The 21,131-nt window shown below is 70.6% G+C and carries 17 protein-coding genes; 8 read left to right on the top strand and 9 right to left on the bottom strand.

Annotated features, from left to right (window positions below; all coding sequences use genetic code 11):
- From trxB to murJ, 5 genes are all read right to left on the bottom strand, one after another.
- Window positions 1-951, bottom strand: a complete 951-nt coding sequence (trxB, locus tag ACN268_RS21960; protein ID WP_421484807.1) for a thioredoxin-disulfide reductase — start codon at window positions 949-951, stop codon at window positions 1-3.
- 177 nt (window positions 952-1,128) lie between these two features.
- Window positions 1,129-2,133 (bottom strand): hypothetical protein, encoded by a 1,005-nt coding sequence (locus tag ACN268_RS21955; protein ID WP_421484806.1) that lies wholly within the window; start codon window positions 2,131-2,133, stop codon window positions 1,129-1,131.
- On the bottom strand, window positions 2,130-2,912 hold the full coding sequence (gene sigM / locus ACN268_RS21950) for an RNA polymerase sigma factor SigM (RefSeq protein WP_421484805.1): 783 nt from the start codon (window positions 2,910-2,912) through the stop codon (window positions 2,130-2,132). Before sigM ends, ACN268_RS21955 begins: the two co-directional genes overlap by 4 nt.
- A gap of 43 nt (window positions 2,913-2,955) precedes the next feature.
- A complete protein-coding gene (locus tag ACN268_RS21945) occupies window positions 2,956-4,551 on the bottom strand; it encodes a protein kinase family protein (protein ID WP_357924799.1) in 1,596 nt (531 codons plus the stop codon).
- 445 nt (window positions 4,552-4,996) lie between these two features.
- Window positions 4,997-6,574 (bottom strand): murein biosynthesis integral membrane protein MurJ, encoded by a 1,578-nt coding sequence (murJ, locus tag ACN268_RS21940; RefSeq protein ID WP_421486958.1) that lies wholly within the window; start codon window positions 6,572-6,574, stop codon window positions 4,997-4,999.
- Window positions 6,575-6,877: 303 nt separating this feature from the next.
- Between murJ and ACN268_RS21935 the strand changes: the two genes are divergently transcribed.
- Window positions 6,878-8,335, top strand: a complete 1,458-nt coding sequence (locus ACN268_RS21935; protein ID WP_421484804.1) for a CCA tRNA nucleotidyltransferase — start codon at window positions 6,878-6,880, stop codon at window positions 8,333-8,335.
- A 58-nt stretch (window positions 8,336-8,393) separates the two neighbouring features.
- Here the strand turns inward: ACN268_RS21935 and ACN268_RS21930 are convergent, their stop codons facing one another.
- Both ACN268_RS21930 and ACN268_RS21925 read right to left on the bottom strand, forming a co-directional pair.
- Window positions 8,394-9,914 (bottom strand): flotillin family protein, encoded by a 1,521-nt coding sequence (locus tag ACN268_RS21930; RefSeq protein ID WP_421484803.1) that lies wholly within the window; start codon window positions 9,912-9,914, stop codon window positions 8,394-8,396.
- 28 nt (window positions 9,915-9,942) lie between these two features.
- Complete coding sequence (locus ACN268_RS21925) at window positions 9,943-10,464, bottom strand: hypothetical protein (protein WP_421484802.1); 522 nt, start codon at window positions 10,462-10,464, stop codon at window positions 9,943-9,945.
- Window positions 10,465-10,866: 402 nt separating this feature from the next.
- On the opposite strand from ACN268_RS21925, the gene ACN268_RS21920 reads away from it, so the two are divergent.
- The 5 genes from ACN268_RS21920 to ACN268_RS21900 all read left to right on the top strand — a co-directional run bounded on the left by ACN268_RS21920 (window position 10,867) and on the right by ACN268_RS21900 (window position 15,438).
- A complete protein-coding gene (locus ACN268_RS21920) occupies window positions 10,867-11,634 on the top strand; it encodes a hypothetical protein (protein WP_421484801.1) in 768 nt (255 codons plus the stop codon).
- Between the two features lie 67 nt (window positions 11,635-11,701).
- A complete protein-coding gene (locus ACN268_RS21915; RefSeq protein ID WP_421484800.1) occupies window positions 11,702-12,181 on the top strand; it encodes a methylated-DNA--[protein]-cysteine S-methyltransferase in 480 nt (159 codons plus the stop codon).
- Window positions 12,182-12,743: 562 nt separating this feature from the next.
- A complete protein-coding gene (locus ACN268_RS21910; protein WP_421484799.1) occupies window positions 12,744-13,010 on the top strand; it encodes a hypothetical protein in 267 nt (88 codons plus the stop codon).
- 198 nt (window positions 13,011-13,208) lie between these two features.
- Window positions 13,209-14,615, top strand: coding sequence for a hypothetical protein (locus tag ACN268_RS21905; RefSeq protein ID WP_421484798.1), 1,407 nt, complete (start codon window positions 13,209-13,211; stop codon window positions 14,613-14,615).
- 436 nt (window positions 14,616-15,051) lie between these two features.
- On the top strand, window positions 15,052-15,438 hold the full coding sequence (locus ACN268_RS21900) for a peptidase inhibitor family I36 protein (protein ID WP_421484797.1): 387 nt from the start codon (window positions 15,052-15,054) through the stop codon (window positions 15,436-15,438).
- Between the two features lie 154 nt (window positions 15,439-15,592).
- On the opposite strand, the gene ACN268_RS21895 is transcribed toward ACN268_RS21900, so the two are convergent.
- The gene (locus ACN268_RS21895) at window positions 15,593-16,672 is read right to left on the bottom strand and encodes an inositol-3-phosphate synthase (protein ID WP_204925500.1); all 1,080 of its coding nucleotides are present in this window, start codon (window positions 16,670-16,672) and stop codon (window positions 15,593-15,595) included.
- 23 nt (window positions 16,673-16,695) lie between these two features.
- Window positions 16,696-17,334, bottom strand: coding sequence for a PadR family transcriptional regulator (locus ACN268_RS21890; protein ID WP_421484796.1), 639 nt, complete (start codon window positions 17,332-17,334; stop codon window positions 16,696-16,698).
- A 175-nt stretch (window positions 17,335-17,509) separates the two neighbouring features.
- On the opposite strand from ACN268_RS21890, the gene ACN268_RS21885 reads away from it, so the two are divergent.
- Together ACN268_RS21885 and ACN268_RS21880 are read left to right on the top strand one after the other, a co-directional pair.
- Window positions 17,510-17,956 carry a DUF5318 domain-containing protein gene (locus tag ACN268_RS21885; RefSeq protein ID WP_421484795.1) on the top strand — a complete coding sequence of 149 codons (447 nt, stop codon included), beginning with the start codon at window positions 17,510-17,512 and terminating at the stop codon, window positions 17,954-17,956.
- Between the two features lie 197 nt (window positions 17,957-18,153).
- Window positions 18,154-21,111: a transglycosylase domain-containing protein gene (locus tag ACN268_RS21880; RefSeq protein ID WP_421484794.1), complete on the top strand. Its 2,958-nt coding sequence runs from the start codon at window positions 18,154-18,156 to the stop codon at window positions 21,109-21,111.
- The last annotated feature ends 20 nt before the right edge of the window (window positions 21,112-21,131 follow it).

The raw sequence follows: 21,131 nt of genomic DNA, 5'->3' as shown, positions 1-21,131 counted from the left end.
TCAGCTCAGGGTGGCGATGAACCGCTCGGCGTCGAGGGCGGCGGCGCAGCCGGTGCCGGCGGCGGTGATCGCCTGCCGGTAGGTGTGGTCGACCACGTCACCGGCGGCGAAGACGCCCGGCACGCTGGTACGGGTGCTCGGCGACTGCACCTTCACGTAACCCTCGTCGTCCAGCTCGACCTGGCCGCGGAAGAGTTCGCTGCGCGGGTCGTGGCCGATCGCCACGAACACGCCCGTCACGTCGAGCACCTTGACGTCGCCGGTGTGCACGTTGCGGACCCGGACGCCGGTCACCTTGCCGTCGGCGCCGAGCACCTCCTCGACGGTGCTGTTCCACTCCACCCGGATCTTGTCGTTGCTCAGCGCGCGGTCGGCCATGATCTTGCTGGCCCGGAACGAGTCGCGCCGGTGGATGATGGTGACCGACTCGGCGAACCGGGTGAGGAAGCTGGCCTCCTCCATCGCGGAGTCGCCGCCGCCGACCACCACGATGTGCTGGTTGCGGAAGAAGAACCCGTCACAGGTGGCGCAGGACGACACGCCGTGGCCCAGGTACTCCTGCTCGCCCGGCACGCCCAGCGGACGCCAGGCCGAGCCGGTGGAGAGGATGACGGCCCTGGCCCGGTAGGCGGTCTGCCCGACCCACACGGTGCTCACCGCGTCGGAACCGGTGTCGCCGGTGTCCTTCAGCTCGACCCGGGTGACGTCGTCGGTCAGGAACTCCGCACCGAACCGCTCGGCCTGCTTGCGCATGTTGTCCATCAGCTCGGGGCCGAGGATGCCGTCGGCGAAACCGGGGAAGTTCTCCACCTCGGTCGTGGTCATCAACGCACCGCCGGACTGCACACCCTCGATCACGAGTGGCTTGAGGTTGGCGCGTGCGGCGTAGACCGCCGCCGTGTACCCGGCCGGCCCGGAGCCGATGATGATCAGGTTGCGGACCTCGTCCACTGCCGTCTCCCGATGTGTGTGTACGACATCGGCGGCGTACCGACGTCGATCCGAGCGCCGACGGTTCAACGACGTCGGCGGCTGACTTGCAGAACGTCATCGTACGAACCGGGGATTCCCGGACCGGTCGTCCGGTGGGTCACGTCACGCGATGCGGGACGAGCGGTGACCGGGCCCTCACCCTACCCGCGACTGGTAGCGGGTGTCCGCGCCGGACCCCGGCACACCGCACTCCGCGCCGCTCGCCCACGCCCAGCGTCCACCGCTGGGATCGGTGAAGCGGACCACCACCGCCGGCAGGCCGTTGAACGTGGCGTAGTCGACCACCTCGATGGCGATCGGCCCCCGGTTGTGCTCGGCTGCGATGTCGGCGAGGCAGGCGTCGAGCGCCGCCCGCCCGGTCAGCCGGTCCAGCCCTGCGGGGGCGGCGAGCCGCTTGCTCTCCGGCGCGCCGGGGCTGATCTGGGTGGTGACCCCCGGGCCGTCACCGGGCGGGAGACCCGGCGGGGTGGCGGTCTGGACCAACGGGGCCTCCGTGGTGCCCCGCAGCGTCGACGGGGACCAGTCGACGCCGCTGCGCCGGGTCTCACCGCTGAACCGGAACCCACGATCCGCGCGCTCCTGCGCCGGGCCGGCCATCGAGGTGGCCCCGTCCCGGTCGGTGGTGCCGTCGACCAGGTGGGCGACGCCGAAACCCACCGCGGCCAGCGACGCCGCAGCGAGGGTGACCGGCCCGGCCAGCCGCGCCCAGCGTCGCCGCCGGCCGGGGCCCGACGGATCGGCACGTCCCTCGTCGGGACGACCGCCGGGAGTACGCCGACCGCCCGGCTGCGTCGGCACCGGGCCGGCTGCCCGGACCGGCCGGACGTCGCCCGGTGCGGCCCGGCGGGTCGTCGCGTCGTCGTCGGCGGGCGGGTCGGCGGCCGGACCGGCACCGGCGAGCACGGCGGTGAGTCGCTCCACCACGGCCAGCGGCATCTCCGGTGCGGCGGCACCCCAGCCGGCCAATGCGTCGTGCACCCGGGCCACGGCAGGCGTCAGGGCGGCGTACGCCTCGGCCCAGGCCGGGTCCTCGGCCATCAGGCGGGCGACGACGGTCTGCTCCGGGGTGCCGTCCAGTGCCCCGCCCACGTAGTCGGCGAGCAGGTCGTGGTCGACCTCCCTGAACTCCCGGCCCGTCACTGCTCCTCCTGGATGGCGTCCCGCCGGGCCTGCCCCGACCCCGATCGGACGTCGCTGGCCGGCTGCCGGTTCCCGGGTGTGACGTCGGGAACGTCCCGACCCGTCCGGCGGGACCCGTCCGGCGTGGCCGACCCGACCGGGGGGTGGTCTCCTCCGGTGCGCAGGTGCCCCAGCACGCCGGCCAGCCGGGCCCGGCCCCGGGCGCACCGGCTCTTCACCGTGCCCTCGGCCACGCCGAGGATCCGGGCGACCTCGGCGACCGGGTAGCCCTGCACGTCCACCAGGATCAGCGCGGCCCGCTGCTCGACCGGCAACCCGGCCAGCGCCTGGCGTACCACCAGGGCGGTGTCGTGGTCGGTGGCCGGGGCGGCCGGTTCGACGCCGCCGGTCCCCCGGGCGTCGTCGGTGTGGTTGCCGTCGGGCAGCGGGACGGTGGGGTGCGCCTGCCGGCGGCGGAGCCGGTCCAGGCAGGCGTTGACCACGATCCGGTGCAGCCAGGTGGTGACGGCGGAGTCGCCCCGGAACCGGCCGGCGGCGCGGTGGGCGGACAGCAGCGCGTCCTGGAGGGCGTCGGCCGCCTCCTCCCGGTCGCCCGTGGTTCGCAGAGCCACCGCCCAGAGCCGGTCGCGGTGCCTGTGGAAGAGTTCGGTGAAGGCGTCCCGGTCACCGGCGACGTGGGCGCGGAGCAGATCCAGGTCGGTGGTCTCGGGGTGCGACACCACGACCGACGCCGGCCCACCGGTCGTCGGGTCGGGTGACTGCCCGCCGCGACCGACCATCACCACGTCCGGCGGAGGCGGTGACGGGGTCGCGGCCGGCGGATCACGATCCCTGGACCGAGATCTCCTGGACGCCCAGCTTGAAGCCCCGCTCGGTGGAGGGCAGCTCGGTGATCCAGAAGAGCAGGTACTGGTACTTCTGCTCGGGGTCGAAACCGTCGAAGGCCATCTTGGTGCCGTCGTGCTGCTCGAACGGCTGGCCGATCCGGGTCTTGAAGCCCTTGACCAGGTCCTTGTCGCCCTGCGAGGTGGACGGGAAGTCGCCGTTGCCGGTGAACAGCGCGGCGGAGACGCCGGAGTCCGACAGGGTGGCGGTGAGCGACTTGACCGTGTGCGGGGCACCGAGGTCGATCCAGACCCCCATGCCCTTCTTGTAGTTGCTGAAGTTGGCCGAGTAGTAGGTGTCGGTCTCCCAACCCTTGTCCTCGTCGCCGTCCATCATCTTCTCGGCGTCGTCCAGCTCGTTGCGCTGCCGGCTGTCCGGGTCGATGATCCGGATGTCCTGGATGGCGAGCTTGCGCACCACGGGGGCCGGGGTGGCGTCGCCGGCCGGCGCGCTGTTGGAGGGGCGGGCCACCGGCTCGGTCTCGGGGCTGTCGTCGCCGCCCAGGGTGGTGATGCCGATGAGCAGACCGACGAGGGCGACCGCCAGCAGCCCGGCGATGCCGATCGCGACCTTCCGGCCGCCCGCGGCGGCCAGCGGTGAACGGTCCTCGACGCCGTCGGCGGTGAACCGGATGGTGCCGGTCTGGTCGAGGAAGTGGTCCTCGGCGGGAATGTCGAGGCGACCCAGCTCGGCGGAGAGCACGTCCGACGACGGCGGGGCGATCTCGGCGTCGAGCAGGTCCATCGTCAGGTCGTCGAGGTACGCCGGGACGCCGGCCCGGACCTGCCGGGGTGCGGCGATGGCGCCGCTGGCGTCGCGGACGGCGTCCGGGATGGCGGCCCGGCCGTGGCCGGCGGTCGCGCCGCGCAGCGGGGCCTCGGCGTGCGGCCAGTGACCGGTGAGGGCGAAGTAGAGGACACCCCCCACCGCGCGGATGTCGGCTTCCTGGCTGTCGTCGCCGTCGGTGCGGGCGTCGGCCAGGACCACCCGGCCGTCGTCGCTGATCATCACGGTGCCGGGGTGCACGTTGCCGTGGACCATCCCGGTGGCGTGCACGGCGGCGAGGGCGCTGGCGACCGCGTTGCCGACGGCGGTGGCCCGGGCCGGGTCCATCGGCCCTTCGGCGACCAGCTCACGCAGGGAACGGCCGTCGACCCACTCCCGGACGACGTACGCCCGGACGTCCTCGTCGATCGCGTCGTAGACGCCGACCAGGTTGGGGTGGATGACCCGGCTGGCCGCCACGGCGGCCTGGAGCATCTCGGTGGCCGAGTCGCCGCCGGGGTAGCGGAGCACCACCGCCACGGGTCGGCGCAGGATGACGTCGACCCCCCGCCAGACCAGGCGCCCGGCACTGTCGTTGTTGATGTGCTCGACCAGCTCGTACCGCTCGGCGAGGATCTCACCGGCCGTGGGAGCACCGAAGGTCATGACCGGAGGAGCAGTTTCCTCCGCCTCCTGACCCTCGCCGACCTGGGTCACCCGTCCTCCCTCGGTGATCGTGTCGATCGATGGACCCGCGCTGCTGGGCATGTGGCTTCCCGCTCCGCCGTCGCTGGAACCGACCGGCGGCGTCGACTCGGGCGTCGGCCACCTGCCGTGTCCGTCGACAGCGACCTTACCCGGACCGCCCGTCATACCGACATGTCATCTTCCCGCCGCGCGCGACGGCCTGTCGCATATGGGGCGGAAAGTCCGTTTAACGCCACTCTCTCCCACGTTGCTGACACATGTACTGGCCAATCTAGACGCCCGTCGCAAACCACCGGCGTCCGGGCCGACCCGCCGGGAACGATCAGGCGTCGGCAGGTCTGGTTCCCGCCGAACGGTCGTACATGCTCAGCCTTACGGTTGGTTATCCACAGCCCTTTACGGTGACTGAGCGGGCAATCACCAAGTTATCCACAGGCGTGTCCCCAGGCTGGTGATCCTCGTTCACCCTGCGTGTCCCCTGCCCGGTCGAGGGCTGGCCGGCGGCTCAGCGGCCGAGCCGCCGGCGCACCATCGCGACCACCTCGGTGATCTCGCCGATCCGCAGCACCATCGCCAGGCCCAGGTACGTCCCGCCGATCACCGCACCGCCGAGCACCAGCCGCACCGCCGCCGCCAGCCGGCTCAGGTTCTCCGGGTCGCCGGGCAGCAGGTTGACCACCAGCAGCCCGACCAGCGCCGCGCCGAGCGCCGCCACCAGCACCTTGCCCATGGTCCGCATGATCCGGCCCAGCCCGATCCGGCCCACCCGGGGCCGCAGCAGCATCGCCGAGAGCACCGCCGCCGCCACGTACGAGATGGCGTTGCCGAGCATCATGCCGGCCGCCGCGAAGGTGGCCGAGAAGGTGACGAAGACCCCGATCTGCACGGCCACCCGCAGGATCACCACCGGGATGTTGACCAGCGCCGGGGTACGGGTGTCCGGCAGCGCGTAGAAGGCGAAGGTGAACAGCTGGCTGATCGCGAACGGCACCAGACCCAGCGCGGCGACCAGCAGCACGAGCGAGGTGGCCAGCGCGTTGTCACCGTTGAACGCGCCGTACTGGAAGACCACCACGGAGACCGGGCCGGCCAGCACCGCGTAGCAGACCGCGATCGGGGCGAGCACCGCCGTCACCATCCGGGTGCCCCGGGACAGGTCGGCGGTGACGTCGGTGAACCGGCCCTCGGCGGCGGCGGCGCTCATCCGGGGCATCAGCGCCGTGATGATCGAGACGGCGATGATGCCGTGCGCCATCATCAGCAGCAGGAAGACGTTGTTGTAGATCAGCAGGCCGGCGTTGCTCTCGTCGCCACCGGCGGCCCGGGTGAGCAGGTTGACCACCACGAACAGGCCGAGCTGGTTGACCGCGACGTAGCAGAACATCCAGCCACCGAGCCGGGCCAGCTCACGCAGGCCCAGCTCGCGGAAGTCGAACCGCGGCCGCCACCGGAAACCCACCTTGCGCAGCGCCGGCAGCAGCCCGGCCGCCTGCACCGCCACGCCGAGCAGGGTGCCCCCGCCGACCAGCAGGACGCGGTCCCAGCCGATGTCCTCCGGGCCCAGCGCCTGCGCGCCGTACACCACGATGTAGAGGCCGAACGTGCCGATGACGACCAGGTTGTTCAGGATCGGCGCCCACATCGGCGCGGCGAAGTGCCCCCGGGTGTTCAGCACCGCCGCGATCAACGCGCTGATGCCGGTGAAGAACAGCATCGGCAGCATCAGGTACGACAGGTTGGTGACCAGGCTCGTGTACGCCGCGTTCTTGCCGCCGGCGTAGAGCGTGGTCAGGGTCGAGGCCAGCAGCAGGGCCAGCACCACGGTGACCGCGAGGGCCAGCACCGCGAGGGTCAGCAGCCGCTGGGCGTACGCCTCGCCCCGGTCCGGGTCGGTCTTGCTGCGGCGTACCAGCACCGGGATCAGCACGCTGGTCAGCACGCCGCCGAGCAGGAACTCGTACACCTGGTTGGGCAGGAACTGGGCGGTGGTGAACGCGTCGCCGACGGCGCTGCCCAGCGCGGCGCCGATCATCAGGTTCCGGATGAAGCCGGTGCCCCGGCTGACCAGGCTGCCGACCGCCATCACCGCACTGTTCGCCGCCGCGCTGGTCTCGGCGACCACCTCCTGCGGCGGCGCGGTCGCCTCCACCCCCGGCTGGTTCAACGGATCGGCGGAGATGAAGGTCGCACCGTCGTCGTACGGCCGGGGACCGTCACCCCCCTGCGCGGCGTTCGCGCTGCGGTAGAGCCCGCCGCTCATCTCCAGCCTCCCCGGGGTACGTCGGAGCCGGCACCGGTCCGCACGTCCATGACCATAGTCAACCCGTACCCGACATCCGCGCCCGGCGGATCGGTTCCCGTCCCCGCCCGATAGGCTGGCGATCCCATGTCCGAAGCCTCCACACCCCACGCCGCCGCACGCCGTGAACTCACCACCGTGCAGCGCAACGCCGTCGCCGAACTGCTCCGCGTCTCCCCGGTCGCCGACGAACTGGGCCGCCGGTTCGCCCGCGCCGGGCACGAACTGCACCTGGTGGGTGGGTCCGTCCGCGACGCCCTGCTCGGTCGGCTCGGCGACGACCTGGACTTCTGCACCGACGCCCACCCCGAGCAGACGCTACGGATCGTCCGGGGCTGGGCCGAGTCGATCTGGGAGACCGGTCGGGAGTTCGGCACCATCGGCTGCCAGCGCGACGGCCTCCGGCTGGAGGTCACCACCTTCCGCGCCGAGGCGTACGACCAGGTCAGCCGCAACCCCGTCGTCGAGTACGGCACGAACCTCACCGACGACCTGAAGCGGCGGGACTTCACCGTCAACGCGATGGCGGTCAGCCTCCCCGACCACCGGTTCACCGACCCGTACGGCGGGCTGGACGACCTGGCCGCGAAGATCATCCGTACCCCCGGCACGCCCGCCGAGTCGTTCGGCGACGACCCGCTGCGGATGCTGCGGGCCGCCCGGTTCGCCGCCCAGCTCTGCTTCGCCGTCCACCCCGACGTGCGGGCGGCGATGGTGGCGATGGCCGCCGACCTGGACCGGATCACCGCCGAGCGGGTCCGCGACGAGTTCACCAAGCTGCTGTGCGGCACCGACCCGATCACCGGGCTGCGGCTGCTCGTCGACACCGGGCTGGCCGACCGGTTCCTGCCCGAGCTGACCGGCCTCAAGCTCACCATCGACGAGCACGCCCAGCACAAGGACGTCTACGAGCACACCCTGACCGTGGTGAGCAACGCGGTGTCGTACGAGACGGACGGCTGCGACTTCGTGCTGCGGATGGCCGCGCTCATGCACGACGTCGGCAAGCCGGCCACCAAGGCGGTCGGTCCCGACGGTCGGGTCAGCTTCCACCACCACGAGGTGGTCGGTGCCCGGCTGACCAAGAACCGGATGAAGGCCCTGCGCTACCCGAAGGACGTCACCTCCCAGGTCACCAAGCTGGTCGGCCTGCACCTGCGGTTCTACGGGTACGGCCGGGGCGAGTGGACCGACTCGGCCGTGCGCCGGTACGTCACCGACGCCGGTGACCTGGTGGACCGGCTGCACAAGCTGACCCGCTCCGACTGCACCACCCGCAACCGGCGCAAGGCGGCCCAGCTCGCCGCCGACTACGACGCGCTGGAGGAGCGGATCACCCGGATCGCCGCCGAGGAGGACCTGGCCCGGGTCCGGCCCGACCTGGACGGCAACGCGATCATGGAACTGCTCGGGGTGCCGCCGGGGCCGGTGGTCGGCCAGGCCTGGCAGCACCTCAAGGAACTGCGGCTGGAACGTGGCCCGCTCGACCGCGACGAGGCCGAGGCGGAACTGCGGCGCTGGGCCGCCGAGCAGGGCCTGAGCTGACCTGAACGACGCGAGGGGCCGCCCGGCGCACGCCGGACGGCCCCTCGTCGCGTACGGGTCAGCGGGTCTCGACCGCGCTGCCCTCGACCGGCGGCTTGCCGTTGGCCGGGGACCCGGCCGACGCCGCGCCGAGCTTGGCGAGCAGACCGGCGAGGTCGATGCCGGTGAGGTCGGAGCCGAGCTGGAGGCCCTGGGCCACGTTGCCGGCCACCGACTTGGTCAGCGACGACGCCCCGTCGGTCGAGATCACCGTCATCTTGTCGATCGCGCCGATCGGGGCGCTGGCCGCCTCGACCACCTGCGGCAGCACCTTGACCAGCAGGTCGAGCACGGCCGCCTCGCCGTACGCGGCGAACGCCTCGGCCTTGCGGGCCATCGCGTCGGCCTCGGCCTGACCCCGGGCCAGGATGGCCGTGGCCTCGGCCTGGCCCTCCCGCTCGACCGCCTCGGCGATCGCGGACCGCCGCCGCTGCTCGGCCTCACCCTCCTTGGCACCCTCGATCGCGTTCGCCTCGGCCAGCGCCGCCCGGCGGGCCCGCTCACCCTCACCGGTGAGCCGGGCCTGCTCGGCGGCGGCCTGGGCGGCGGCGATGGTGGCCTGCCGCTGCGCGTCGGCGTTCAGCACCGCCGCGTTGCGGGACGCCTCCGCCTCCTGCTCCACCTTGTACCGCGCCGCGTCGGCCGGCTTGCGGACCTCGGTGTCGAGCTGCCGCTGCTTGAGTTCGGCGTTGCGCTCGGCGACCTTCTGCTGCTCGGAGAGGATCGCCTGGTCCCGCTCGGCCTGGGCGAGCGGTCCGGCCGCCGCCGACTTGGCCTTCGCGGCGTCGATCTCGGCCTGGATCGCGGCCTGCTTCAGCGACAGGTTCCGGTTCGCCTCGGCGATCGCCTCCTCGGCCAGCAGCCGCTCCTGCTCGGCCTGCTGCCGGGCGCGCGCCTCGGCGATGGCCGCGTCCTTGAGCACCCGGGCCGCCTCCGGCCGCCCCAGATCCTGCAGGTACGACCCCTCGGCCAGGATGTCCTGGAGCTGGAAGGTGTCCAGCACCAGACCCTGGTTGGTCATCGAGTGCTCGGCCTCCTCGGCGACCGCGTTGGCGAACGCTGCCCGGTCCCGGATGACCTCCTCGACGGTGAGTCGGCCGACGATCGAGCGCAGTGCGCCGGCCAGCACCTCCCGGGTGAAGTTGTCGATCTCGTCCTGCTGGTGCAGGAAGCGCTGGGCGGCGGCGCGGATCGCGTCCTCGGTGCCGCCGACCTTGACGATCGCGACACCGTGCAGGTCGGCCCGGATGCCCTGCTTGCTGACCGCGCCCCGGATGCCGACGTCGATGCGGCGGCTGGACAGGTCGAGCGACTGGAGCTTCTGCACCACGGGCAGGACGAAGACCGACGCGCCGAGGACGACCTTCTGGCCGGAGTTGTCGGTGGACCGGCCGCCGTCGGCGGTCTGCGTGGTCCGACCCTTGCGGCCCGTGACGATGAACGCCTCGTTCGGCCCGGCCACCTTGATCCGGGAGAGCACGAACAACACGAGGACGAGGGCGAGGACGACCGCGCCGCCGATGGCGATGAGGAGAGGCATGGTGGTTCCGTCTCTGCGAGAAGAGGGGTCAGTAGGTCTCGACGTGCACGCTGGTCTCGCTCAGCGTCTGCACCACGAAGATCTGCGCGCCGAGCGGGATGGGCCGGTCGGCGCGGGCGTTGAGTTTCACGGGTTGGCCGGCGACGCGTACCCGGACCTCGCCGTAGCCGCCGGCCGGGATCGGGGTGACCACCAGGCCGAGCGCGCCGACCAGGTCGTCCCGGGTGGGGGTGGCGTCGGTGCGCATGTCGCGCGCCGCCCGGCTCAGCCGCCCCGCCAGCCACGCGGTGGGCACCGCGGCGAGCGCGCCGCCACCGACCGCCGCCGCGATCATCCCCGGGGTACGCCCACCGAGCAGTTCGTTGACGATGGCCGCGCCGAAGCCGAACGCGCCGAGGAAGCCGGCGACCGCCTCGACGGAGACCGGACCGTCGACGTCGGGATGACCGAAATGCAGGATCTCGCCGCCGAGCAGGGCGAGCGCCAGCACGCCGACGCCCGCCCCACCGATGATCAGAAAGATGAGCGTCCCCGTGGCCACGACCTGCACGGTAGCGACCCGACGCAACGTTCCGCGTGATCATTCGGGGGCGACGGACGCCGTCCGTTCGGCCAACTCCCTCGGCGGCGGCAACCGTTGCGGCTCGTGTCCGGCGGGGTCGGCGAGGACGACGTCCCGGTGACCACCCGGCCGGGTGCGGCGGGACGATTCTGCCCGTCCTTCGGACGGCAGTTGACGCAGCACCCTCGGGTCGCGCAATTTCCGTCGGGTGGGAGTTGGCTTTTCCGCACAAACAGGAAGCCCTTGTGTTTGCGGCACCCCCTACATAACATATCGACAACGCCGAATTGCTGATCCCGAGGTTAAGATCCGGATAACATGAGCCTTGACGCGTACCTCTCCTCTCCAGGGGGCGCCAGCAGGGGCGTTCTTCCCGAACGAGGTGGGTGTATGAAAGAAATCCGAATCAGCCGACGGGACGGTTTCGTCGCGCTGGGCGCGGGCCTGGGTGCCGCGCTGCTCGGCGCGGGTCCCGCAGGCCGTGCGAGCGCCGGAGCAGCCGGGGGCGGCACGTCGACCAGCCCGCCCCCGAAGGATGCCGTCGGCTACAGCGTCACGATTATGAACAATTCTGCGCTCGACGGAATGAACGCCATCCTGTTCCAGGAAACCCCCGTCCTTCCGAGCGACGCCGTCACGCTCGCCTGGATGTCGAAGATGTGCCACCCGTCGACTGTCGTCGAATACCAGTGGAGCATCGACTACAACTTCGTCTGGGGTCAGGTCGGAACGCTCGTTCCCGGCACACAGTTCGTGGCAGGTCAGATCCTGCCGGCCGACCTGACGCAGAACAACCTCGTCACCCTCTCCTACGTTGACGGTGGTTTCGAATTCGGCCCGACCAGCTCCTCCGGAAAGAACGGCAGCCTCATCATCAAGGAGGACGACACCGTTCCGGGGCCGGGGAACCAGGAGCAGGGCAGTGTGGGCATCGGCATGTCGGGGGCCGGCACGTTCGTTGTACCGACCCTGCCGAACGCCGGCGTCGAGTTCGACCCCAAGCCCACCTACTGGGTGGCCTTCGGTAGCTTCTCCAGCAGCGAGGTGATGGACGTCTCCGAACTCACCACGCCGGCGCAGGTGTCGTATCCCAGCGGCATGACCAGCGCGAAGGCCATTTTCGACGGCAAGGGCTGGACCATCTCGTACGGCAACTAGCGCCGGCCCCGCCGCCCGGCCCGGCCTGCCACCCCCGGTGTCGGTCGGGCCGGGAAGAATGGTCGGCATGCGCTGGACCGTGCTCGACTCGCCGATCGGGGAATTCTCCGTCGCCACCGACGGGACGGCGGTCTGCGGCACGCACTTCGGCCGGGTCGCGTCGGCCGACGACGTGCCCGGCGACGGGCTGGCCGGCCGGGCGGTCGCGGAACTGCGGGCGTACTTCGCCGGTGAGCTGACCGGGTTCACCGTGCCGGTGACGGTGCCGCGCGGGTCCGAGTTCGAGCGCGCCGTGTGGCGGGAGATGACCCGCATCCCGTACGGGGAGACGCTCACCTACGGCGAGGTGGCCCGGCTGGTCGGCGACCCCGGCGCGGCACGGGCGGTCGGGGTGGCCTGCAACCGCAACCCGGTCCCGGTGATCGTGCCCTGCCACCGGATCGTCGGCGCGGGCGGCAAACTGGTCGGCTTCGGCGGCGGCCTGCCCCGCAAGGTGACCCTGCTGGAGTTGGAGGCGGGGGTGGCGCTGCGCCGCGCCTGGTCGTGACGATCAGATCGCCGATCAGCGCGGCAGAACCGGGTGGGCGTGGACGGCGGTGTTTTTCGGTTCTTCTGAGCGGCCGGCGGCAGCGGGACGAGGTGCGGGGCCGGGTGCGCGTGCCGGGCGTGGGGCGCTTGGGCGATCGCCGCCGGACAACCGTGGTCCCTGGCTCGGATGGTGGTCGGCCAGCCGGGCACGAGCCCGTCGTTGGTTGATGAATTCCCAGCTCACAGCTATCTGGCGAGTTTTTCGGCTGGCCTGCCCGAATAGCAGGAACCCGCCTCCGTCGCCTCCCGAACAATCACCATGTTGTTCCCGGAAGCAATTATCTGGGCTGCGTGACGACTCAGTCCGGCATTGAGATTCGGTGAGTGGGGGGAGCAAGATCGGAGGTGCGGGCGGAGTTCGACGACGGTGTTCCGTCGGATCCGACTCCCTGCGCCGAATCTTCCAACGAACCAACGCGCGACGTGACACCGTCGTGCCGGCAAGGAGTTCCGACATGTCTTCTCGACAGCAGCTGGATGGCGGCCGTCCGCGGCGGCGTGGGACCGACGGGGGTGCCCTGGTGGCCGTTCTGCTGGCCATGCTGATGATCTATTCGGCGCTGGTGATGCGCGACGGCGGGTCCTGGCGGGTGGCGGTCGCCATGCCGGCGATCCTGGGGATCGTCGCGGTCCAGATGGCCCGCTGGACGTCGCAGACCTGGGGCCGCAGCCACCAGCGGACGCTGCGCCGGCTGTTCGACATCCTGGGTGCGGAGACCGGCCCCGGAGGCCGGGATGTCGCAGAACCGGCGGGTCGATCCGACGGACAGACTCCCGAAGGCCGGTGACGGTCGTCCTACGCACGCAGGAAGGTCAGAACGAGAGTGCACAGCCCGGCGGCACCGCCGACCGAACACGGAACAACCAGAAGGACGGGCCGGCCGCTGAATCCGGTGGTGGGCTTCGGCCCGGCCGCCCGACTCGCTCAAGAGCTGCGTGGCGCGTACCTGGCCGCTGGTGAGCCGCCCATGAAACGCGTGGCGCGCATGGGCGACGTGAGCACGAGTACGTTGTCGGAGAACCTCAGTGGTCGGAGGATCCCCACGTCGCATGTGTTGGACGCCTTCCTCGTCGGTATCGGCGTCACCGACGAGGTCGCGCGCGACTGGCGACGACTTCGCGAGAAGGCAGTTGAGGCCGCCGAGCGGTTCGAGCCGGACGGCCGCATCGCCTCGTCGTCAGGTCTGCTCGCCGCGCTGCGTCGGCTCAGGGCGGAGCAGCGGCTGACCGACGAGGAACTCGAACGGCGACTCGACGCGGTGAGTGGGCAGCGACTGAAGGGCGCGTTGTCGGGTTCGGTGCCGGGAAGAGCGCAGGTTGACGCCATCCTGGCCGGCGAGGTCGCCCTCGATCCGGATGCACTGGGTTACCTCGTCCTCTGCCTCGGTGCACACGAGAGCCAGGTCCGCGCCTGGTGTGCGCTGGCCGATCGCCTCGGCGAACAGCGGACGGAACAGCGGGACCCGTTGCCTGATCCGCTCGTCGCGTCGGCCTCGACGGCAGACGCAGTAATCGCCTCGGGTGCGGCGGCCGAGGGGACTCCTGGACCCTCGATCGTGCGACCACCCCGGCGGCGGTGGCACATGCTGGCGGCGGTGGCACTGACCGCCGTTTCCCTGGTTCTCCTGGGCATGGCGACGGCCGACCGCAGGCGCGACCGTGTCGCGCCGGACAACGAGCGGTCCGGTGGTCCGGTGGTGGAGGAGGCGCCGGACGGTCGGTACGAGGTCTTCGTGTTGGGCCAGCGGATAGTGGTCACTCCGCAGCCGGCGTTCGCCCGGGAGGATGCTGTGCTCACCCGGCTGGTCGTCTCCCGGACGACCACCTCGTCCCAGGTGGACGACTACGAGAAACGGGAGTTCCGGAGGACCGTCATTGACGGGCAGGACTGCGAGTCCAGCACGCTGATCGACGCGAACGACCGGCGGAAGCCTGAGCCGACGCAGTGCACTGCCTCCGCGCTGACCCGGTTGCGGGTCCCGAACCCGTCGACGGACCCCCGGGAACTCAGCCGGCAGCTCCTGGTCGATCAGGGAGCCGAGCCGGGATCAACGGCCGAGTCGCTGGCCGTGCTCCGGGGGATAGCCAACCTCAACAAGGAGCACTGTCTCGGTTCCGCACAGCGAGCGGCGGTCCTGCGGGTGCTGGCCGGTCTACCTGGCCTGGTGTTCCGTGACTGGTCGATAGACGCCACAGGTCGGCAGGGACTGGCGTTCAGCATCGACGGCGAAGCCGCGGAGAATCCTGTGGGCACCCGGGACACGCTCGTCATCGACCCTGATCACGGTGCACTCCTGTTCCACGAGCAGACCGTACGTCCCGAGACGCCGGTGCCGGTGGTCGAATCCGGAACCACGTTCGTGGACTGCGAGCTGAGGAAGAGGCACGACTGAGCAACCGCCCGGGGAGGGTGGGTCTTCGGCGAAACCCACCCCGGGCGGCGGTACCGTCGAGCCGAGGTGTCGGAAACGCGGCCCCGAAAAGGCGAATCGGGGATGCGCCATGTGAAGAATGACGCCGCCGGTGACGGTTTCCGGCGCGGATGGTTCCGGTGATCGCTGCCCACGGGTCGATCCCACATGGTCATGCCCTTGATCGCCGGCACCGGGTCTGATCCATCCGCTCCGAGGCGGCAGACAGTTTAGCGGATATCGATGATCGTAGCCGTCCTACGGTCGATCGCGATTCCCTTCCGGCCTGGCGATCATTCGGGGCGCGACTCTACCCTGAGCCAACGGGCGTCACGGAGCGTTGTCACTCGATCTCGGAGCGTTCATTAGGTGCTCCCGACCTGCCCTGCTGTCGCTCGACCGAGGGAGGGAAGCCACCATGGTCCGTGTCGTTCGCCGCCTGCTGGCCGGCGTGATGATCAATTTCCTGATCATATTCGGCAGCTTCTCCGCCGCCACCCCTGCGGCTGCGGCGTCGCCAGGTGTGCTCGCCGCCCCCAGTTGCCCGGACGGGTGGTTCTGCTTCTACGACGACGTGCGATTCGGCACCCCCTACGGCAAGCTGTCCGACTGCGGCTGGCAGAACCTGGCCACCTGGGGCTGGCAGGACCGTACGGAAGCGGTCTACTACAACCTGAAAAGCGGTTCGGTGACGTTCTACGAGAGCAACGGCACTCCGCTCTTCACGGTGAGCGCCTCGAAGAGATCCATCAGCGATGTCTATCCGAAGCAGAACAGGGCGGACAAGGTCTACCGGGTCTGTTGAACGAGGGACAGCCCGTCGGATCGATCCTGGAACCGGCGCGACCCTGCCGGGCGCACCTCTGCCGGCAGCTGTCGCCGCACCTGAAGACGGCGGACCGAACGCGTGAGGGCCGGGTCCGAACGGACCCGGCCCTCGACGGTGCGGTGTCGGCGCGTCAGCGCTCGACGTCGCCGGTGATGAAGCCCTCGACGGCGGCGTGCGCGTCGTGGTCGGCGTACTGCACCGGCGGGGACTTCATGAAGTACGAGGAGGCCGACAGGATCGGACCACCGATCTTGCGGTCCAGCGCGATCTTCGCGGCCCGGACGGCGTCGATGATGACACCTGCCGAGTTCGGCGAGTCCCACACCTCGAGCTTCAGCTCGGCGTTGAGCGGGGTGTCACCGAAGGAACGACCCTCCAGGCGGATGTACGCCCACTTGCGGTCGTCCAGCCACGGCACGTGGTCCGACGGGCCGATGTGCACGTCGCTCTTGACCATCTCGTGCGGGATCTGGGACGTGACCGACTGGGTCTTCGAGATCTTCTTCGAGACCAGCCGGTTGCGCTCCAGCATGTTCATGAAGTCCATGTTGCCGCCGAAGTTGAGCTGGTAGGTGCGCAGCAGCTCGACCCCACGGTCCTCGAACAGCTTCGCCAGCGCGCGGTGCACGATGGTGGCACCGACCTGGCTCTTGATGTCGTCACCGACGATCGGCAGGCCGGCGTCGGTGAACTTCTGCGCCCACTGCGGGTCGGAGGCGATGAAGACCGGCAGCGCGTTGACGAAGGCGCAGCCGGCGTCGATCGCGGCCTGGGCGTAGAACTTCGCCGCCTGCTCGGACCCGACCGGCAGGTAGCAGACGACCACGTCGACCTGGGCGTCGCGCAGCGCCTTGGTCACGTCGACCGCCTCGGCGTCCGACTCCTCGATGATCTCGCGGTAGTACTGGCCCAGGCCGTCGAAGGTCGGGCCGCGCTGGACGCTGACGCCGGTGGGCGGCACGTCGCAGAGCTTGATGGTGTTGTTCTCGCTGGCGACGATCGCCTCCGCGAGGTCCATGCCGACCTTCTTGGCGTCCACGTCGAACGCCGCGACAAAGTCCACGTCCGATACGTGGTAGTCGCCGAAGGTGACGTGCATGAGACCCGGGACGCGGTCGTTCGGGTCGGCGTTGCGGTAGTACTCCACGCCCTGCACGAGGGACGAGGCGCAGTTACCCACACCGACGATGGCGACGCGGACGGAGCCCATAGCGTCTGCCTCCTTCTTCTTCATCACGGCCGCTCTTTCCTGGACTCTCCAGGCGGAGGCGGGCTGTTGTTGTCTCGTGGACCGTCGGCCACCCCGGGTCGCGGGGCGGTCGGGGCACGGCCGGAGCGCTCGTTGGCGATGAGCTCCTCCAGCCAGCGGACCTCACGCTCGCAGGCGTCGAGGCCGTGGCGTTGCAGTTCCAGGGTGTACGCGTCGAGCCGTTCGGCCGCCCGGCCCAGCACGTCCCGAAGTCCTTCGCGACGTTCCTCGATCGTGCGCCGGCGGCCCTCCAGGATGCGCAGCCGGGTCGCCTGGTCGGTGCGGGCGAAGAACGCGAAGTGCACGCCGAAACCCGTGTCGTCGTACGTCTCCGGTCCGGCCTGCGCGATCAGTTGGGCGAACCGTTCCTTGCCCTCGGCGGTGATCTTGTAGACCACCCGACCGCGCCGGCTGGTCAGCGCGGGCACCTCCTCGGCGGAGGCCGGTGCGTCGGTGGCCTCGGTGATCCAACCCGCCGCCTGCAACCGGCGCAGGGTCGGGTAGAGCGAGCCGTAGCTGATCGCCGCCCGGATGGCGCCGAGCTTGGCGGCGAGCTCCTTGCGGAGTTCGTAGCCGTGCATCGGGGACTCCTGGAGGAGGCCGAGGATGGCGAGTTCCAGCACGGGCCACCCTTCCCCTGCCGTCGGGGCGGAAGGTCAACCGCCTCGATGTATCGGACCGATACATCGCACGTTAGTACCTCGATCGGCGTTCGGGCAAACCCCCGTTACGCGCCGGCCTCTTCACGGATCGTGACGGTGGTCGCCCCACCCGACCGGAGCGCGTACCCTTTGCCGCATGCGTACGTCTCGCCAGGTGGTCGACTACTCGCTCCAGAAGCGGGCAGTGCTGCGTGACCTCCACGCCGGGCGGGTCGGCACGTACGACGTCTGCGACGCGTCGCCGTACCTCAAGAACGCGGCCCGCTTCCACGGCGAACCGACCGACCAACGGTGTCCGATCTGCCGGAGCGAGAACCTGACCCACGTCCACTACATTTACGGGGACGAACTCAGGCAGTCGGCCGGCCAGGCGCGTTCCCTGGCCGAATTGCCCGTGCTGGCGATGACGCTGCGTGAGTTCCAGGTCTTCGTGGTGGAGGTGTGCCTCGGCTGTGACTGGAACCATCTCGTCGAGCAGTTCCTGCTCGGCCGGGACGGGCTGGCCGAGGGCGGCCCGGAGCAGGGGGCGGCGGACGCCGCCACCGCTGCCACGCAGGGGCGAAGGCGAGAGGCGCAACGGTGAACCTGGCTGATCCGGTCGATTCGGGTGGCGTACGACACAGTCACCGTGACCGGCGGCCCTTCGGCCCGAATGGCCCGAATGATGTGGAATTTGCAGCGCGTCCCCGGCTCCGCGCCGGCCTCCCGACGCGTGTGTCAACTCACGGCAACCCGGTGGTGACGCCCCCGCGTCCCACCGCGACCGGCAGGGTGTGAGGAATGAACTCGTACGGCGATCCCAGTTCCCCGCGTGCGCGGGCCCAGGTTCCGGGTTCGAACGGCGGCCCCGGACCGGGGGCGGACGACGGGTACCCCCGGCGGGGCGGTGACGCCCGGGGCGCGGCCCCGGCGGGCCGGGCCTCGGTCGGCGGTGCCGCGCCCACCGGGCGGGCCTCGGCGGCGGTCCCCCCGCCGCGCGCGACAGGTGGTGCCGCCGGATCGGCCTCCGTCGGCCGGGCCGTCCCGGGCCGGGCCTCGGTGCCGGTCTCGCCGGCCGGGCCGGGTCGGGCGTCCGTGCCGGTCTCCCCGGCTTCGCCGGGGTGGGGTGGCCCGGGCCGGGCGTCGGTGCCGGTCTCCCCGGCGGGCGGGCCTTCCGGCCGGGCCTCGGTGGGGACGGCCTCCGCGGGGCGGGCCAGCGTCGGCGCGGCCTCGGTCGGCTCCGCCGGGCGGGCCTCCGTGGCGCGGGCCGGCGTCCCGCAGGCCGGCGGCGGGCCGGGTGGCCCGAACGGGCCGAACGGGCCGGGTCGTGGCTACGGCGGTGCGGGCGGCGGGCGCGGGCGTGGTCCTGGTGACCCGGACGCGATGGCGCGGGCGAAGCGGCGCAAGCGGATCAACCTGCTGATCGCCAGCTTCGCGGTCTTCATCATGCTCGCCGGGCTCGGGGTGGTCGGGTTCACCTACTACTCCACCACCGTGGTGCTGCCGAACCAGATCAAGCTGCCGCTCGCCACCACCATCTACGCGAGCGACAACAAGACGGTCATCGCCAAGGTGGGCGAGCAGAACCGCACCTTCGTCTCGATCAACCAGATCCCGCAGCACATGCGGGACGCGGTGGCGGCGGCGGAGGACAAGAACTTCTACGAGCACGCCGGTGTCGACTACAAGGGCATCGCCCGTGCCGCCTGGAACAACCTCTCCAACGGCGACAAGCAGGGCGCCTCGACGATCACCCAGCAGTACGCCCGTAACGCCTACGAGAACCTCCAGGACGACTCGTACGCGCGGAAGGTGAAGGAGGCGATCGTCGCCTCCAAGCTCAACGATCAGTTCACCAAGGAACAGATCATGGAGCACTACCTCAACACCATCTACTTCGGTCGCAACGCGTACGGCATCGAGGCGGCGGCGTGGGCGTACTTCGGCAAGCCGGTGTCGAAGGTCGACGTGGCCGAGGCCGCCGTGCTGGCCGCGTTGATCAAGCAGCCGGAGCCGAGTAGCACGCACAAGGGCTTCGACCCGTCGATCAACCCGACCGACGCCAAGAGCCGCTGGGACTACGTCATCAAGAACATGATCGAGATGCGCTGGGTCGACGCCCCCGGCCGGCCGGCGCATCCGACGGAGTACCCGACGAAGACGTTGCAGACCCCCAAGGAGTCCCGGTCGGGCGTCAAGTTCGGGGTCAACACCCCGATCGGTAACGTCATCAACTACGTGTCGGCGGAGATGCGGGAGAAGAAGCTCTGCACCGACAACGACGCGGAAGTGACCGAGCGTAAGCCGCGCTGTTCGGCGATGCTCCGCGAGGGTGGTTACCGGATCAGGACCACCATCGACAACAAGGTGCAGAAGGCCGTCACCGGTGCCGCCCAGCGCAGCACCAAGGGCTCGGAGCTGGACGGGGCCCGCAAGAACCTGATGGCCGCCGTGGTCTCCATCGACCCGCGCAACGGTCGGGTGCTCGGCTACTACGGCGGGGACGACGGCACCGGCACCGACTACGCCGGCACCAACACCGACACCAACGGCAACGTCACCGGTGGGCACTCGCCCGGCTCCAGCTTCAAGATCTACACGCTGGCGGCGGCGCTGGAGGCCGGCAAGTCCGTCGAGTCGCGCTGGAAGGGCCGGGCGTTCACCCCGGAGGGCGACAAGTTCCGGGTCAGCAACGCCGGCAACGACAACCCCAAGTGCGGGGACTCCTGCACGTTGCGGGAGTCCACGCTGCAGTCGTTGAACGTGCCGTTCTACCACGTCAGCCTGGACATCGGGCCCGACAAGATCGTCGACATGGCGGCCAAGGCCGGCGTCAGCATGATGTGGCAGACGAACGTGAGCCCGCCCAAGGGGCACGACCTGACCAAGGAGAAGGCTTCCGACCTGGCGCCTGACCCCTTCTACCACGTGGTCGCCTACGGCCAGTACCCGATCACCGTGCTCGACCACGCCAACGGCCTCGCCACCTTCGCCAACAAGGGCATCTACAACAAGGCCCACTTCCTGATCTCCGCCGAGAAGCAGAACAAGGAGACCGGCAAGTGGGAGAAGCTGGGCGGCGAGCAGCTCAAGCCGCAGAAGCGGATCAACCCGGACGTGGTCGCCGACGTGACCGACGTGTTGGAGGCATACCCGGGCCGGATCAACCACACCCTGGCCGACGGCCGGAAGGCGACCGCCAAGACGGGCACCTGGGAGCTCAAGGAGGGCACGAACCAGAACGGTGACGCCTGGACCGTCGGGTACACCCCGCAGCTCGCCACCGCCGTCTGGGTGGGCAACAAGGGCAAGCGGGAAGCGATCAAGCTGAACAACGGCGCCAACATGACCGGTTCCTCCATGCCCGGCGAGATCTGGGAACGGGTCATGAACGGCGCGCTCAAGGGCGAGGAGAAGCTGGACTTCCCGCCGGCGGCGAAGGTCGGCGACCCGGAGTCCGGCAACGGCACCCCGCCGCCGCCCCCGCCGCCGCCGCCGAACCCGAACGGCCAGAACTGCGCCCCGACCGACCTGCAGTGCCTCCTCGGCGGCGGGAACCAGGGCGGCAACAACCAGGGCGGTAACCAGGGTGGCAACAATCAGGGTGGGAACCAAGGTGGAAACCAGGGCGGCAATCAGGGAGGGAATCCGGGAGGGAACCAGGGCGGCGATCCGCTGACCCCGCCCAACCAGAACCTCCCCGGCCAGAACGGCGGGAACGGCGGCGGACTGCTGCCGACCCCACGCGCCCGGGACTGAGCCGAAACCCGTACCGACGA

The sequence above is a fragment of the Micromonospora sp. WMMD735 genome, from assembly GCF_049178995.1.
In the GTDB taxonomy this organism is placed as follows: domain Bacteria; phylum Actinomycetota; class Actinomycetes; order Mycobacteriales; family Micromonosporaceae; genus Micromonospora; species Micromonospora wenchangensis.
Note: the sequence above shows the minus strand (reverse complement) of the source record. Positions and strands in the feature narration are given on the sequence as shown.

What these genes read in the sequence shown, in the direction of transcription:
- sigM (WP_421484805.1), bottom strand. Translation starts at nt 2,912, where the DNA reads ATGGTCGGTCGCGGCGGGCAGTCACCCGACCCGACGACCGGTGGGCCG.
- ACN268_RS21945 (WP_357924799.1), bottom strand. Translation starts at nt 4,551, where the DNA reads ATGCCCAGCAGCGCGGGTCCATCGATCGACACGATCACCGAGGGAGGA.
- murJ (WP_421486958.1), bottom strand. Translation starts at nt 6,574, where the DNA reads ATGGCGGTCGGCAGCCTGGTCAGCCGGGGCACCGGCTTCATCCGGAAC.
- ACN268_RS21935 (WP_421484804.1), top strand. Translation starts at nt 6,878, where the DNA reads ATGTCCGAAGCCTCCACACCCCACGCCGCCGCACGCCGTGAACTCACC.
- ACN268_RS21930 (WP_421484803.1), bottom strand. Translation starts at nt 9,914, where the DNA reads ATGCCTCTCCTCATCGCCATCGGCGGCGCGGTCGTCCTCGCCCTCGTC.
- ACN268_RS21920 (WP_421484801.1), top strand. Translation starts at nt 10,867, where the DNA reads ATGAAAGAAATCCGAATCAGCCGACGGGACGGTTTCGTCGCGCTGGGC.
- ACN268_RS21915 (WP_421484800.1), top strand. Translation starts at nt 11,702, where the DNA reads ATGCGCTGGACCGTGCTCGACTCGCCGATCGGGGAATTCTCCGTCGCC.
- ACN268_RS21905 (WP_421484798.1), top strand. Translation starts at nt 13,209, where the DNA reads ATGGGCGACGTGAGCACGAGTACGTTGTCGGAGAACCTCAGTGGTCGG.
- ACN268_RS21900 (WP_421484797.1), top strand. Translation starts at nt 15,052, where the DNA reads ATGGTCCGTGTCGTTCGCCGCCTGCTGGCCGGCGTGATGATCAATTTC.
- ACN268_RS21895 (WP_204925500.1), bottom strand. Translation starts at nt 16,672, where the DNA reads ATGGGCTCCGTCCGCGTCGCCATCGTCGGTGTGGGTAACTGCGCCTCG.
- ACN268_RS21885 (WP_421484795.1), top strand. Translation starts at nt 17,510, where the DNA reads ATGCGTACGTCTCGCCAGGTGGTCGACTACTCGCTCCAGAAGCGGGCA.
- ACN268_RS21880 (WP_421484794.1), top strand. Translation starts at nt 18,154, where the DNA reads ATGAACTCGTACGGCGATCCCAGTTCCCCGCGTGCGCGGGCCCAGGTT.